Annotated in this window: 10 protein-coding genes; 5 read left to right on the top strand and 5 right to left on the bottom strand. The window is 72.4% G+C overall.

Annotation, left to right across the window (positions count from 1 at the left end; genetic code table 11):
- Window positions 1-124 precede the first annotated feature (124 nt).
- Both AC5PYY_RS04735 and AC5PYY_RS04740 read left to right on the top strand, forming a co-directional pair.
- Window positions 125-2,476, top strand: coding sequence for an excinuclease ABC subunit UvrA (locus AC5PYY_RS04735; protein ID WP_493898643.1), 2,352 nt, complete (start codon window positions 125-127; stop codon window positions 2,474-2,476).
- A gap of 211 nt (window positions 2,477-2,687) precedes the next feature.
- Window positions 2,688-4,007 (top strand): serine hydrolase domain-containing protein, encoded by a 1,320-nt coding sequence (locus tag AC5PYY_RS04740; protein WP_493898644.1) that lies wholly within the window; start codon window positions 2,688-2,690, stop codon window positions 4,005-4,007.
- Between the two features lie 136 nt (window positions 4,008-4,143).
- Here AC5PYY_RS04740 and AC5PYY_RS04745 read toward each other — a convergent pair whose 3' ends face one another.
- Entirely contained in the window at window positions 4,144-4,575 is a 432-nt protein-coding gene (locus tag AC5PYY_RS04745; protein ID WP_493898645.1) for a hypothetical protein, read from the bottom strand.
- Between the two features lie 174 nt (window positions 4,576-4,749).
- On the opposite strand from AC5PYY_RS04745, the gene AC5PYY_RS04750 reads away from it, so the two are divergent.
- Window positions 4,750-5,673, top strand: a complete 924-nt coding sequence (locus AC5PYY_RS04750) for an exodeoxyribonuclease III (RefSeq protein ID WP_493898646.1) — start codon at window positions 4,750-4,752, stop codon at window positions 5,671-5,673.
- A gap of 28 nt (window positions 5,674-5,701) precedes the next feature.
- On the opposite strand, the gene AC5PYY_RS04755 is transcribed toward AC5PYY_RS04750, so the two are convergent.
- The 4 genes from AC5PYY_RS04755 to AC5PYY_RS04770 form a co-directional block, all read right to left on the bottom strand.
- Entirely contained in the window at window positions 5,702-7,360 is a 1,659-nt protein-coding gene (locus AC5PYY_RS04755; protein ID WP_493898647.1) for an NAD(P)/FAD-dependent oxidoreductase, read from the bottom strand.
- A gap of 24 nt (window positions 7,361-7,384) precedes the next feature.
- On the bottom strand, window positions 7,385-9,235 hold the full coding sequence (locus tag AC5PYY_RS04760; RefSeq protein WP_493898648.1) for a Na+/H+ antiporter: 1,851 nt from the start codon (window positions 9,233-9,235) through the stop codon (window positions 7,385-7,387).
- 70 nt (window positions 9,236-9,305) lie between these two features.
- A complete protein-coding gene (locus AC5PYY_RS04765; RefSeq protein WP_493899326.1) occupies window positions 9,306-9,905 on the bottom strand; it encodes a substrate-binding domain-containing protein in 600 nt (199 codons plus the stop codon).
- Between the two features lie 278 nt (window positions 9,906-10,183).
- Window positions 10,184-11,128 carry a dioxygenase family protein gene (locus tag AC5PYY_RS04770; RefSeq protein WP_493898649.1) on the bottom strand — a complete coding sequence of 315 codons (945 nt, stop codon included), beginning with the start codon at window positions 11,126-11,128 and terminating at the stop codon, window positions 10,184-10,186.
- A gap of 193 nt (window positions 11,129-11,321) precedes the next feature.
- Here AC5PYY_RS04770 and idi point away from each other — a divergent pair, with 193 nt between their 5' ends.
- Entirely contained in the window at window positions 11,322-12,989 is a 1,668-nt protein-coding gene (gene idi / locus AC5PYY_RS04775) for an isopentenyl-diphosphate Delta-isomerase (RefSeq protein WP_493898650.1), read from the top strand.
- Window positions 12,986-14,464, top strand: coding sequence for a phytoene desaturase family protein (gene crtI / locus AC5PYY_RS04780; protein ID WP_493898651.1), 1,479 nt, complete (start codon window positions 12,986-12,988; stop codon window positions 14,462-14,464). Before idi ends, crtI begins: the two co-directional genes overlap by 4 nt.
- Window positions 14,465-14,467 lie beyond the last annotated feature (3 nt).

A 14,467-nucleotide genomic window follows, 5' to 3' on the forward strand; every position in this document is an offset into this window, starting at 1 on the left:
CCTCTGGCGAGCTCGAACCCGCCGCCTCGACTGTAGCGCGGACGCACGACATACCTCCCGGCTCGCGACCACGCACCCGATCGCAGCGGGCGGGTCTGTCGGCACCCCGTGGCACCATCTGCTCATGCATCCCGCCGACAGCCACGACGTGATCCGGGTCCGTGGCGCCCGCGTCAACAACCTCCAGGGGGTCGACGTCGACATCCCCAAGCGCCGGATGACCGTCTTCAGCGGGGTGTCCGGCTCCGGCAAGTCGAGCCTGGTCTTCGGCACGGTCGCGGCCGAGAGCCAGCGCCTCATCAACGAGACCTACTCCGCCTTCCTGCAGTCCTTCATGCCCGCCACGAGCCGGCCCGAGGTCGACGAGCTCGACGGCCTCTCCGCCGCGATCGTCGTCGACCAGGAGCGGCTCGGCGCCAACGCGCGCTCCACGGTCGGGACCGCCACGGATGCGTATGCCCTCCTCCGCATCCTCTTCAGCCGCCTCTCCGAGCCCCACGTCGGCCCGAGCTCGGCCTTCTCCTTCAACCAGGCCTCAGCCAGCGGCAGCGGCCGGCTCGTCGTCGACAAGGGCGGCAAGCCGCCCAAGGGCGAGGTCGCGACCTTCGAATTCATCGGCGGCATGTGCCCGGAGTGCGAGGGCATCGGCACCCAGGCGGCGATCGACGAGGACGTCGTCGTCGACCGCAGCAAGAGCCTCAACGAGGGCGCGATCCTCGTGCCGGGGTATGGCGTCGGCACCTGGGGCTGGAAGATGTACGGCGACGAGGGGGCCGCCGCCGACGGCACGCTGGACATGGACAAGGCGCTCGGGGACTACTCCGAGCGCGAGTGGCACTGGTTGATGTATCAGGAGCCCACCAAGGTGAAGTTCGCCGGGATCAACCTCACCTACGAAGGCCTCGTGGTGCGGATCCGCCGCACCCTCTTCGGCGACAAGGAGCCGAAGCAGAAGCACATGATCGAGTTCAAGGAGCGGGTCGCGACGACCGGCCCCTGCCAGGAGTGCGGCGGCACCCGCCTCAACGAGGCGGCCCGCACCGCGACGGTCGCCGGCACGACGATCCCCGAGTGCACTGCCATGCAGGTCAGCGACCTCGCGGAGTGGGTGCGGGGCATCGACGACAGCTCGGTCGGGCCGCTCGTGGCCAACCTCGCCGCCATGCTCGACTCCTTCACCGAGATCGGGCTGGGCTATCTGTCGCTGGACCGCGAGTCCGGCAGCCTCTCTGGCGGCGAGGCGCAACGGGTCAAGATGATCCGCCAGCTCGGCAGCGCCCTCACCGACGTCACCTACGTCTTCGACGAGCCCACGGTCGGGCTGCACCCGCACGACATCCGGCGGATGATCGCGCTGCTCACCTCGCTGCGCGACAAGGGCAACACGATCCTCGTCGTCGAGCACAAGCCCGAGGTCATCGAGGCGGCCGACCATGTCATCGACATCGGTCCGGGCGCGGGCAGCGACGGCGGCAGCATCACCTTCGAGGGCGAGGTCGCCGGGCTGCGGGCCTCCGACACGGTCACCGGGCGCTACCTCGATCACCGTATGTCGTTGCGTGAGCAGGTGCGCGAGCCCAGCGGCGCGATCGAGATCCGAGGGGCGTCGACGCACAACCTCCGAGACGTCGACGTCGACCTCCCGACCGGGGTGCTCGTCGCGGTCACCGGCGTCGCGGGGTCGGGGAAGAGCTCGCTCATCCACGGCTCGCTGGCCGGGCGTGAGGACGTGCTCATCGTGGACCAGTCGGCGATCCGCGGCTCACGCCGCTCCAACCCGGCGACCTACTCCGGCCTGCTCGATCCCATCCGCACCGCCTTCGCGAAGGAGAACGACGTCAAAGCGGCGCTCTTCTCGCCCAACTCCGAGGGGGCCTGCCCGGCCTGCAACGGCCAGGGCGTCATCTATCCCGAGCAGGGGATGCTCGTGGGCGCCCCGGCCCAGTGCGAGCAGTGCGGCGGCCGGCGCTTCCGCGACGACGTGCTCGAGCACACCCTTCACGGGCTCACCATCGCCGACGTCTTCGACCTGTCGATCGCCAAGGCCGCGGAGGTCTTCACCACCGGGAAGGCGCACGGCATCCTGACCCGTCTCGTCGACGTGGGTCTGGGCTACCTGCGCCTCGGGCAGCCGCTCACCACGCTGTCCGGAGGAGAGCGGCAGCGGCTCAAGCTGGCGGCGCAGCTCGGCGGCAAGGGCACCACGATCGTCCTGGACGAGCCGACCGCCGGGCTGCACCTGGCCGACACCGAGCGCCTGGTGCAGATGCTGCATACCCTCGTCGAGCAGGGGCACAGCCTCATCGTCATCGAGCACAACCTCGCCGTGGTCGCCCAGGCCGACTGGGTGATCGACATCGGCCCCGGTGCTGGCCACGACGGTGGGCAGGTGGTCTTCGAGGGCACCCCGGCCGACATGGTGGCCAACGAAGACACGCTGACCGCCGAGCACCTCGCGGAGTGGGTCGAGGCCTGACCGACTCCGCCGTGACTGGCCGCGCGGTTTGCCGTGACCGGCCGCGCGATATGCCGTGACTGGCCGCGCGGTATGCGGTGACTGGCCGCGCGGTGGGCGCACTCCACCTCAGGGCGGAGCAGATCTCCTGCGCACGACGGATGCGCTGCGGATCGATCGTGGTCAGGATGGAGCCACCGGTTCACCACAGGGGAAGGAACGAACCATGCCCATGACACGACGCACCATCGCCACTCTCGCCTCCGCAGGCATCTCACTCGGCGCCCTCGCATCCGCGCCCGTCGCCGCCGGAGCCGTCGATCACGAGCGGCCGCAGGTCGGCCTCGGGGCTGCCGTGGACGAGGCTGAGCTGCGCAAGGCCGTGCTGCAGGCCGCCGAGCAGGCGCAGGCGCTGCAGTCGGACGCCTCCACCGACGACTCCCCGTCCCGCCGCTCGGCCACTGATCCGGACGCTCCGACGCAGGCACCAGCCCCACCGCTCGTCGCCGGCGACGACCTCGACGCCGCTCTGGAGCAGGCCGATGCCGACGGCGCCATCGGGATCACCGCCCGCGTCGACACCCCTGACCTGCAGTGGAGCGGAGCCGCCGGCGAGCGCCGGCTCGACCGCCAGCCTCCAGCCCTCGACAACAGCCCGTTCCGGGCGGCCAGCAACACCAAGACCATGATCGCCACCCTCGTCCTGCAGCAGGTCGAGGCCGGCACCTGGACCCTCGACACCCGGGTGGACGACGTCATACCCGGTCTCTTCCCGGACCATCCCGACGTGACGATCGAGCATCTGCTGAGCCACACCTCGGGTCTGCCGCTCGGGACTTACGAGACGCTCATCGCCGAGGGGCTGACCGGCACCGACTGGGCGAGCTTCGTGACGGCGCTCGGCCAGGACTACACCGACCAGGACCACATCGACGCGGCCAACGCGGCACCGTGGCTCTTCGAGCCGGGGACGGGGTGGAACTACTCCAACACCGGTTACGTCGCCCTCGGCATGCTGCTCGAGGCGGCAACCGGGCAGTCGGTCGAGTCGCTGCTGCGTCGGGGTGTGCTGCACCCGGCCGGGATGCAGCACACCGCCTACCCCGACGAGTCGGGCCTGCGCGGGCTCGCGCTCAAGGAAGCGATGTGGACGGAGGAGGGCTGGGTCGGGCTGGACGGCTTCGACCCGGAGGTTTTCTCCCACTCGGGAGCTGTCGTGAGCACGACCGAGGACCTCATCGACCTGAATGACGCGCTCTTCACCGGCGAACTCGTGTCGCAGAGCACGGTCGACCAGATGCTCACTCCGGTCGTCCCCAACCCGCTCAACTACGGTTTGGGCGTCTACTCGATCCCCGACCCGTGCACGCCTGGGGAGTACCTCTCCGGTCATGACGGAGCCACCTTTGGCACGCTCAGCGTCAACTACTCCTCGCGCGACGGCTCACGTCAGCTGTCCTTCGGCGTGACGGGCCGGGACCTGACGGCGAGCCAGGACGCGCTCTACGACCTCAACGCGGTGCTGGTGCCGATGCTCCTGGCCACCTGCTGAGCCGACCGGCCGCGCAGTTTGCTGTGACTGGCCGCGCGGTATGCCGTGACTGGCCGCGCGCGGTCTGCGGTGACTGGCCGCGCGGTATGACGTGACTGGCCGCACGGTATGACGTGACTGGCCGCACGGTATGGCGTCAGGGACGCTCGTCGTCCCACTCCCCCTCGCGCACCTGGAGCGCGGCCTCCTCGGCGGGCTCGCCTGCGGAGTCCTCGGGGTGGGTGGTCGGCATCTCGGCCGGTCCACCCAGGACGTCCTGATCAGCAGGTATGGCGTCCGGGTCGTCGCCGCCGATGAGCTCGGGCTCGCGGGCGGTGTCCTCGCCGCCGGTCTCGGGGGCGCCGTAGGACGTACCCTCCTCCGGCACCTCCTGGGCGATCCGCTGGTCGATGGTCTCCTCGGCCGGGTCATCGTCGGCGAACTCTGAACTCACCGGTCGCCGGTCGGGCGGGCTCCAGGCGACGTCGGCCGTGGCGTCCGGCTCGTCCAGGTTGACCTCGGCCTCCTGCTGCTGCTCAGGGGTGTAGTCGCGGATGCCGCTCTCGTCCTCGTGGGGGTGCTCGCTCATAGGTCTACCGTGCGACACCGGGTCGACGCGCGCAAACCGTGCGGTCAGTCACGGCATCTCGCGCGGCCGGTCACGACATACCGCGCGGTCAGTCACGTCATACCGCGCGGCCAGTCACGGCATCTCGCGCGGCCGGTCACGGCATCTCGCGCGGCCGGTCCGTAGCATCGCGGGGTGCTCCGCATCGCGACCGTCAACGTCAACGGCATCCGCGCGGCCCGGCGCCGCGGGTTCGGCGACTGGATGACCCACCGCGACGGCGACGTCCTGGCCCTCCAGGAGGTCCGCTGCACCCCTGCTGACCTCCCCGACGGCGCCTTCGGCGCCTATCACGTCGCCTACGACCCCGGCACGCTCGCCGGCCGCAACGGCGTCGCGATCCTCACCCGTCAACCACCGGCCGAGGTCCGCACCTGGGGTGCCGACGTCCTGCTGCGGGCGCCGGGCGAGCGGCACACCTCCCTGGTGCCGGCGGCCGACCACGGCACCCTGGCGCGGGGGATCTCCCGGTATGCCGCGGAAGGCCGCTACCTCGAGGTCGACGTGGACGCTGCCGACACACCCCTCACGATCGCGACCCTCTACCTCCCGAAGGGCGGTCTACCCGCGCACCTGCAGCAGCCGGGCCGCATGCGGGAGGCGCCGGACGGCGGCGCGAGGTACCACCGCAAGATGCACTTCCTCGACGCCTTCGCGCGCCAGCTCACCCGCTCGCGGCGGGCGGCGCGGGCGCGGGGCCGGGAGTTCCTGCTCACCGGCGACCTCAACCTCGCCCACACGAGGTATGACGTCGCCGCCTGGCGCCGGAGCCAGCAGGCCGAGGGGTTCCTCCCGGAGGAGCGCGCCTGGCTGGACGCGCAGCTCTCGCCGCGGACGCTCGTCGACGTCGTGCGCCGACTGCACCCGGAGACCGACGGGCCCTACTCGTGGTGGTCCTGGCTGGGGCAGGCCTACGCCAAGGACGCCGGCTGGCGGATCGACTACCACCTCGCGACGCCGCGGCTGGCCGCTGGGGCGGTGCGCACGCAGGTCGACCGGGAGCACGAGGGCGTCCGGCTCAGCGACCACGCGCCCGTCGTGGTCGACTACGACCTCTGACGCCGCGTCGAGCGGGAGCGGGGTCGGGTCAGCCGGCGGGCTCGAGGTAGCCGTGGATGAGCGAGACCACGGAGGCGCCCTCACCCGTGGCCGAGGCCACCCGCTTCATGCTCCCGGCGCGGATGTCACCCACCGCGAAGACTCCCGGGAGGCTCGTGGCCAGCGGTGACGGCGGCAGCTCGTCCGCCCACTGCTCGGTCGGCACCTGCCGACCGCTCAGCACGAAGCCCCGCTCGTCGCGCGCGAGCTCGCGCGGCAGCCACTCGCAGTGCGGCTCGGCGCCGATGAGCAGGAAGAGCCCCCCGACCTCCATCCGCTTGGTGTGCTCCTTGTCCTTGTGCGAGAACTCCAGCCACTCCAGCCGGTCGTCGCCGCCGCCGTCGACCACCTGCGCCCGGCCGTAGACGGTGATCCGGGGGTTCGCGTCCAGCTCCTGGATGAGGTATGACGACATCGTCGAACTGAGGTCGTCGCGCCGGACCACGACGCTCACCGATCGCGCGAAGCGGGCCAGGTGCACCGCCGCCTGCCCGGCCGAGTTGCCCCCGCCGACGACCACGACGTCGCGCCCCTCCATCTCCCGCGACGCTGCCATCGCGGCGCCGTAGTGCACGCCTTTGCCGACGAGGTTCTCCAGCGAGTCGATCCCCAGCCGGCGGTAGTCGACACCCGTGGCGATGACGACGGTCCGGCCCCGCACGTCGCCGCCCTCGGTGATCACCCGGTGCGGCTCGCCGTCCTCGCCGATGACCAGCCCCTCCGGCCACCCGGTGTAGAACTGCGTCCCGAAGCGCAACGCCTGCAGCCGCGCCCGATGGGCGAGCCGCATACCGGAGATGCCACGCGGGAAGCCGAGGTAGTTGCGGATCATCGAGCTGGTCCCCGCCTGGCCGCCGATCGCCTCCGCCTCCAGCACCACGGTCCGCAGCCCCTCGCTGGAGGCGTAGACCGCTGCCGCCAGACCTGCCGGTCCGGCACCTACGACGACGACGTCGGCCACCTGGTCCTGCTCGATCTCGTCGGGGCGGCCGTAGAGCCGGGTCGCGACGTGCCGCACCGACCGGACCGGCCCCACCTCGCCGTTGTAGGTGGCGACGACCGGCCACTCGTGCGGGCCGTCGTAGCGCGCGAGCACCTCCTGCCCGATCTCGCTGTCCGGCGCGTGCACGCCCGTCGGCGCCCCGACCCGGCCGAGGTAGTCGAGCAGCTCGCGGGTCACCGCGTCCCGCTCGGGCGTGATGATCTGGGTCGTCTCGACCTCGGGCGTGCCGACGCTCGCGTTCCAGTCGTTGAGCAGCTCCCCGATGGCGACGTGGAACTCCTCGTCGCGCTTGCCCCGCGGCCTGAGCATGAAGGCGTCGATCGCGCCGGTCGCGACGGGGGTGCGCATCTCGGCCACCCCGGTCTGGAAGTGGTCCCAGTGCGACACCGCGACGCGGCGCGCGGTCGGCACGAGGTAGCGGAGCTTAGCCAGGACGTGCTCGGTCTCGGCCCCCGCGACCGGGTGGTCGACGACGAGCAGCGCGATGGGGATGCCGTCCTCCACCATCGTCGCGATGAGCTTCTTGGCGGCGAGCGGCGTGCTGGTGGGAATGACGGCATACTCCCCGCTGTAGCGCGCGAACTGGGACAGCAGCGTGTCCAGGTGCGAGCCGGAGAGGACGACGATGGCAGGCGTGAAGGTCACCCGCTCAGCCTAGGCACGCGCCGCTCAGGTGGCGAGGTGGTGGACGTAGCACCAGCGCCAGCTCTCGCCGGGCTCGGCGGACTGCATCACCGGATGCCCGGACTCCCGGAAGTGGACGCTCGCGTGCTGCCCCGGCGAGGAGTCGCAGCAGCCGACCTCGCCGCACTCGAGGCACTGCCGGTAGGCGACCGGCTCGGTCCCGTCGCGCAGACAGCCCTCGCACACCGGCTGGCTCGCCGTCTCCCCCCTCGGGTATGCCGTGAGCTCGGCGCAGAGCAGGTGCCCGTCACTCCCCGTGGCGCGGATGTCCTCGCGCGCCGTGGCGCCGGCGTCGATCATCGACTCCTCCAGGTCGAGCGATCCCAGGACCTGCCGGATCACCGGCGAGGGCACCCGGCCCTTGGCGCGGATGTGCAGGACGCGGTCGCGCTCGGCCTGGATCATCGCCAGCCGCAGCTGGGCGTAGGCCTCAGTCGGGGTGCGCCGTCCCTCCACGGTCGACAGCTGCTCCCAGGCGGCGAAGGTCCGCTGGTCGACGCGCTGCCGGATGGTGGCGGCGACCTCGGCATCCTCCTCGCCGACCAGCTCGTCGAGGCGCTCCAGCCCGGCGCTCGCCGCCTGCTGCAGGAGCGTGGCGCGTGCGAGGGCGTCGTCGGCCGGGTCGGGCCGGTCGACCGGCAGTCGCCGGGTGAGCGCGGGCAGGGTGAGGCCCTGCAGCAGCAGCGTGCCGGCCACCACGGTGAGCGCCACGAGCAGCAAGATGTTGCGGTATGGCGTGTCGAGCGGCAGCACGAAGGCTGCGGCGAGCGTGACGACGCCGCGCATCCCGGCCCAGCCGATGAGGGTCGTCTCGGCCCAGCCGGCGTCCTGCCGCCGCTCGCCGAGGCGGCTGCCGAGCAGCGGCCGGGTGAGGTGCACCCACGCGAGCCGGACCACGATGACCGTCGCCAGCGTCGCGGCGCAGATCGCCACGATCATCGGCGCCGACACCGGTGAGCCGCGCAGGTCCTCGACGATCCAGCGCGCCTGCAGCCCGATGAGCAGGAAGACGACGTTCTCCAGCAGGAACGACACGGTGCGCCAGGTCGTCGTCTCGACGACCCGGCTCTCGGCCGTCTGCAGGCTGGAGGCGCGGTGGCTCAGCAGCAGCCCGGCCACGACGACGGCGATGACGCCCGAGGCGCCGATCTCCTCCGCCACGAGGTAGGCCGCGAAGGGCGTGACGAAGGAGACGGCCGTGTCGAGCAGCGAGTCGTGCAGCCGGCGCCGCACCCACGCCACGACGAGGAAGACGAGCAGCCCGATGAGCACCCCACCGCCGGCGGCGAGCAGGAAGTTGCCCGCGATGCTCAGGACGCCCACCCCGCCGGCCATCGCCGCGATCGCGGTGCGCAGCGCCACCAGGGCCGTCGCGTCGTTGAGCAGCGACTCGCCCTCGAGCACGGAGACCACGCGTCGGGGCAGCCCGATCCGGCGCCCCACGGCAGTGGCGGCGACCGCGTCCGGCGGGGCGACCACGGCGCCGATGGCCAGCGCCACGGGCCACGGGAGGTCCGGCAGCAGCAGCTTCATGACGCCCGCCACCGCGACCATCGTCACGAGGATCGCGGCCACCGAGAGCAGCAGGATCGGGCGCCCGTTGGCCTTGAGGTCGACCAGCGAGGTCGACAACGAGGCGGTGTAGAGCAGCGGCGGCAGCAGCCCGACGAGCACGATCTCGGGGTCGAGGTGCAGCTCGGGCACCCCGGGCACGAAGGACAGCGCGATGCCGATGACGGTCAGCAGCAGCGGCGCCGGGGCACCGAGGCGCTCCGAGAGCGCCTCGCCCGCGATGACGACGATCGCGAGCAGCACGAGCAGGATGGCGATCTCCACCGCCCCATTCTCCCCGAATTCGACCACTGGTTTGCCTGCCATGGCGGCACGCCGTGGTCCAAGACGTCGGTCAGGCGGGGTCGGGGGCCCTGGCTCGTCCCGTGCTCGAGCGAGTCACCAGACGGGGCGTGATGAGCACCGGGTCCGGCCGCCCGCCGGCGATGGCGTCGAGCAGCTGGGCCAGCGCGGCGCGGCCGACCTCCTCGAACCGCTGCTCGACGGTGGTGAGCGGCGGCCAGTACCACGCGCTGTCCGGCACGTTGTCGTAGCCGACGACGCTGAGGTCCTCCGGCACCCGCCGGCCCCGCCCGTGCAGCGCGGTGAGCAGGCCCAGGGCCATCTGGTCGTTGGAGACGAACACGCCGGTGACGTCGTCCCGCTCCGCGAGGTGGGCGCCGGCGGCATACCCCGATCCGGCGCTCCAGTCGCCCTCCCAGGCGGCCACGACCTCGCCCCCTCCCGCGGCGACGGCCTCCTCCCAGCCGGTCGAGCGCAGCCGCGCCTCCGCCCAGTCCGGCGGCCCCGCGACGTGCGCGAGCCGACGATGACCGAGCCCCAGCAGGTGGTCCGCGGCGAGCGCCCCACCCGCGCTGTTGTCGCTGGCCACGAAGGCGTGGGCGCGCGGCGGCTCCGCCTCCAGCGACACGACCGGGAGGTCGGCCGGCAGCAGCTCGAGGTGCTGCTGCTGGTGGTCGCGCGGAGCACCACGATGAGTCCCTCGAGCTGACGACCCAGCAGGTGGTCGAGGACATCCTGCACGTCCGGCTCGTCATCACCGCGCAGCGAGGTCGCGAGCGTGGTGTAGCCGCGGGCCCGGGCGGCACCCTCGATGCTGTGGACGTAGGAGTCCGGACCGAAGCGGCCACCCTCGAAGACCAGCACGCCGGCCACGGGCTCTCCTGTCGTCGTGGAGGCGTCACGAACCGCCCTGGGGAGCCACGGTATCGCTCACCTGCCGCCACCGCCGCCACCCATGCCACCGCTGGTCGCGGCCGTGGTCGTGTCGATGGGGACGGTGAGGCGCACGACATACCCCGCGTCCGTGTCGCCGGAGACCGTGGCGAGCTGGTGCACGCCCCCGTCGTCGCCGAAGACGTTGTCGCTGGCCAGGGTGAGCTGCCCGAGGTTCTCGGTCGACCCGTCGTAGCCGCTGGTCGCGTAGACCGCCTCCGACATGCCCTGGGGCAGCGCCACCTGCGAGGTGCAGATGTTGGTCGTGGAGTCGACGATGCTCGCCTCATCCGGATAGACCTCGAAGTGGATATGCGGCCACCGGCCGGCGTAGCACCCGGGCACGATGCTGGTGAAGGTCACCACACCCGCGTCGTCGGTGACCTGCACACCGCGCAGGAAGTTCTCGTCCTCCACGCCGGAGGAATACATCGAGTAGAGCCCGCTGTCGGTGCAGTGCCAGACGTAGACCGCGGCGCCGGTCATGGGGCCGCCGCCGCCCGCGATGTCGAGGATGGTCAGCTCCAGGGTCATGGGTATGCCGCTCGCCGTCCCCCCGGCGGAGTCGCCGAAGCTGCTCGTCAGGTCGGAGCGGACGACGCCGCTCTGCTCGAGCACGTCGGCGCCGTTGGAGCCGTCGCCGGGGTAGGGACCCGCGGTCTCGTCGGGGATCTCGGTCAGGTCCGACGCGGTCGTGGCCGCAGCAGCGTCCGAGGTCGTGCCGGCCGCCCCCGAGCCCGCCGTGGCGCTGCCCGAGCTGGTGCTGCTCCCCGAGGTGCTCGCCCCGGCGCAGGCCGCGACGCTGCCCGCGGCGCCCAGGCCGAGCAGCTGCAGGGCGTGGCGCCGGCTGAAGAGCGTGCCGAGGTCGAAGGCGAGGCCCTGGTCCTCGAGGTCGTCCTCGGGGCGGGGCAGCGTGCGGCCCTGGTAGCTGGGCTGGGTCATGGTGGGTCTCCTCCCGTGTCATGTCTGAGACTCCGACGCTAGGCCGGGACCCCAGGAGCAGGCCCAGCGTCTGCTGTGCGTCTCCTGTGCTGCGGGTCCGCCGGCGGCGCGGGCGCACCCACCCCGCGGGTGCGTCAGGGACGCCACCTATCGTTGGGGCACTCGGAGGGCCGGCGCGCGAAAAGGAGCCGCGATGAGCGACAGCCACACGGCGCAGGACCTCGTGGTCCTGGTGGACGAGGACGGGTGCCCCACGGGCACGGCTCCGCGCGAGGGCGTGCACACGCCCACGACGCCGCGCCACCTGGCCTTCTCGCTGTATCTCTTCGACGAGCAGGGGCGCGTGCTGCTCACCCGCCGCGCCCTCGGCAAGCGGACCTGGCCCGGGGTGTGGACCAATGCCTGCTGCGGTCATCCCCGCCCGGGCGAGGCGATCGGGGCTGCGGTCCGGCGCCGGCTCGGCGAGGAGCTCGGGGTCACCGTCGCCGAGCTGCAGCTCGCGCTCCCGAGCTTCTCCTACCGCGCCACCGACGCCAGCGGCCTCGTCGAGAATGAGCTGTGCCCCGTCTTCGTCGGGGTCATCGAGGGCGAGCTCGACCCGGACCCCGACGAGGTGGCCCAGCACGCCTGGGTGGAGTGGGACGACCTCGTCACCGGGGTGCGCGCCATGCCGGAGATCTACAGCCCATGGTCGGCCGAGCAGATCCCGCAGCTGCAGGCCGAGCGGACCCGGCTGCCGCTGCGCGGACGTCGCGGCGGCGAGCCGACCGGTGCCGACGAGGGCGACTGCCCGGCGGAGGCCACCCTGGACCGGGTCGAGGCGCTCGTCGACGAGGAGTGCTCGTGGACCGAGCGGATGTGGACGACGCTGGCCCCCGCCGGCGCCGTCGACCTGCTCGCCGAGGACCCGGGCGACCTGCCGACCTGGCTGCGGCGCTCGCTCACGTCCGGCGGCAAGCGGCTGCGGCCCCGCATGTGCCACTGGGGCTTCGTCGCGACCGGTGGCCGGCTCGACACCCGGTGCCACGACGACCTCGTGCGGGCAGCCGCGGCGCTGGAGGTGCTGCACGGCTTCGCCCTCATCCATGACGACGTCATGGACCAGTCGGAGATGCGGCGCGGCGCCCCGGCGGCGCACGTGGTGGCGGCCGACCGGCACGCGCGCGGCGCGGCTCGGGGCTCCTCGACCCGCTTCGGCGAGAGCATCGCGGTCCTGCTCGGCGATCTCGCGCACTCGCTGGCCGACAGCCTGGTCAGCCCGCTGCCGAGCCCGATGCGCGACTACTGGTTCGAGCTCAACCTCGAGCTGCTCGCCGGCCAGCGCGCCGACCTCACGGGCAGCGCCGCGGCCCGGCGCGACCTCGCGCACGCCGAGGCCGTCGCCGCGCTGAAGTCGGGCGCCTACACCATCGAGCGGCCGCTGCAGCTCGGGTGCCTGGCTGCCTCCGCCGACGAGCAGCAGCGCTCGGCGCTGGCCACCTTCGGTCGCCACCTCGGGCGCGCCTTCGCCTGGCGTGACGACATCCTCGGGGTATGGGGTGAGCCCGAGTTCACCGGGAAGCCCAGCGGCGATGATCTCCGGGAGGGCAAGACGACGGTGATCTGGGTCATGGGCACCGAGCGGCTCACCGGGGCGGCGGCGCGGGCGATGGAGCGGGTCGGCACCCCCGAGAGCCGGGACGAGGACGTGCCGCTGCTCCAAGAGGCTCTCGAGGGGGCCGGCATCCGCTCGGAGCTCGAGGACCGGATCGAGCAGGAGGTGGCCACCGCCGAGGAGGCGCTGTCCCCCGACCTGCTGAGCAGCGCGGGCATCACCGGCCTGCGGGAGGAAGCCCGTCGCATCGCCTGGAGGAACGCATGAGTCACATCGTCGTCGTCGGAGCCGGCCTCGCCGGGCTCGCCGCCGCCTGCCACCTGGTCGGTGACGGCCACCGGGTCACCGTGCTCGAGCGGGAGGACGTGCCCGGCGGGCGCGCCGGACGGCTCACCCAGGACGGTTTCACCTTCGACACCGGTCCGACCGTCCTCACCATGCCGGACCTCATCGACCGGCCACTGCGCGCCGCCGGGTCCAGCCTGGCCGAGCGCCTTGAGCTGCAGCTGCTCGACCCCGCCTACCGTGGCTTCTTCGCCGACGGCTCCACCCTCGACCTGCCGCACGGGCACGAGGCGATGCGGGCCGAGATCCACCGCGAGTGCGGCAGCGTGGACGCGGCGGCCTTCGACGAGTTCGTCCCCTGGCTGCGCCGGCTCTACCTCACCGAGATGCCGCACTTCATCGACCGCAACTTCGACAGTCCGACCGACCTGCTGGCCCGCCCGCGCGCGGCCGCCCGGTTGGTCGCGATGGGCGGCTTCGGCCGCCTCGGTCCGATGATCCGGCGCCGCTTCACCGACGAGCGGCTGCACCGGCTCTTCTCCTTCCAGGCGATGTATGCCGGCCTCGCCCCGGACGACGCCCTGTCCATCTACGCCGTCATCACCTACATGGACTCCATCGAGGGCGTCTTCTTCCCCCGCGGAGGTATGCGCGCGGTCCCTGAGGCTCTCGCCGGTGCCGCCGCCGATGCCGGTGCCGAGTTCCGCTACGGCACCAGCGTCGCCGCCCTGGTGCGCGACGGCGGCGGTCGGGTCCGAGGGGTCGACACCGACGACGGCGAGCGGATCGCCGCGGACGCGGTGGTGTGCACGCTCGACCTGCCGACGGCATACCGCTCGCTGCTGCCCGACGTGCGGCCCCCGCGGGCCGTCTCCGGGCTGCTCGGCGGGCGCTACTCCCCGTCCTGCGTGGTGTGGCACGTGGGCGTCAAGGGCGTGCCGGAGGGCAAGGCGCACCACAACATCCACTTCGGCCACGACTGGTCCGGCGCGTTCGAGGACCTGCTGCGCACGGGCAACCTCATGGCCGACCCGTCGCGGCTGGTGACCGTCCACTCGCTCGACGACGACGAGGCGGCGCCGGAGGGGCACAGCACGCTCTACGTCCTGGAGCCGACGCCCAACCTCGAGGTCGGCCACACCGACTGGGAGCGGGAGCGGGAGCCGATGAAGGAGCGGCTGCTGGACTTCCTCGACGACGCGGGCTATCCCACCGACGTCGTCACCGAGCAGCTCGTCACACCGCTGGACTGGCGCAACCAGGGCATGGCCGCCGGCACCCCCTTCGCGCTGGCGCACACCTTCCCCCAGACCGGGCCCTTCCGCCCGGGCAACGTCGACCGCCGGGTGCCCGGTCTGGTCTTCGCCGGGTCCGGCACGGTGCCGGGCGTCGGGGTGCCGATGGTGCTGCCCTCGGGTCGGCTCGCGGCTGAGCGGGTGCGCCAGCTCGTGGGCTGAGCG

The sequence above is a fragment of the Serinicoccus sp. JS2-9 genome (assembly GCF_059025165.1).

Excerpts from the sequence above, each read along its gene's own strand:
- AC5PYY_RS04735 (WP_493898643.1), top strand. The coding sequence starts at position 125 with ATGCATCCCGCCGACAGCCACGACGTGATCCGGGTCCGTGGCGCCCGC.
- AC5PYY_RS04740 (WP_493898644.1), top strand. The coding sequence starts at position 2,688 with ATGACACGACGCACCATCGCCACTCTCGCCTCCGCAGGCATCTCACTC.
- AC5PYY_RS04745 (WP_493898645.1), bottom strand. The coding sequence starts at position 4,575 with ATGAGCGAGCACCCCCACGAGGACGAGAGCGGCATCCGCGACTACACC.
- AC5PYY_RS04770 (WP_493898649.1), bottom strand. The coding sequence starts at position 11,128 with ATGACCCAGCCCAGCTACCAGGGCCGCACGCTGCCCCGCCCCGAGGAC.
- idi (WP_493898650.1), top strand. The coding sequence starts at position 11,322 with ATGAGCGACAGCCACACGGCGCAGGACCTCGTGGTCCTGGTGGACGAG.
- crtI (WP_493898651.1), top strand. The coding sequence starts at position 12,986 with ATGAGTCACATCGTCGTCGTCGGAGCCGGCCTCGCCGGGCTCGCCGCC.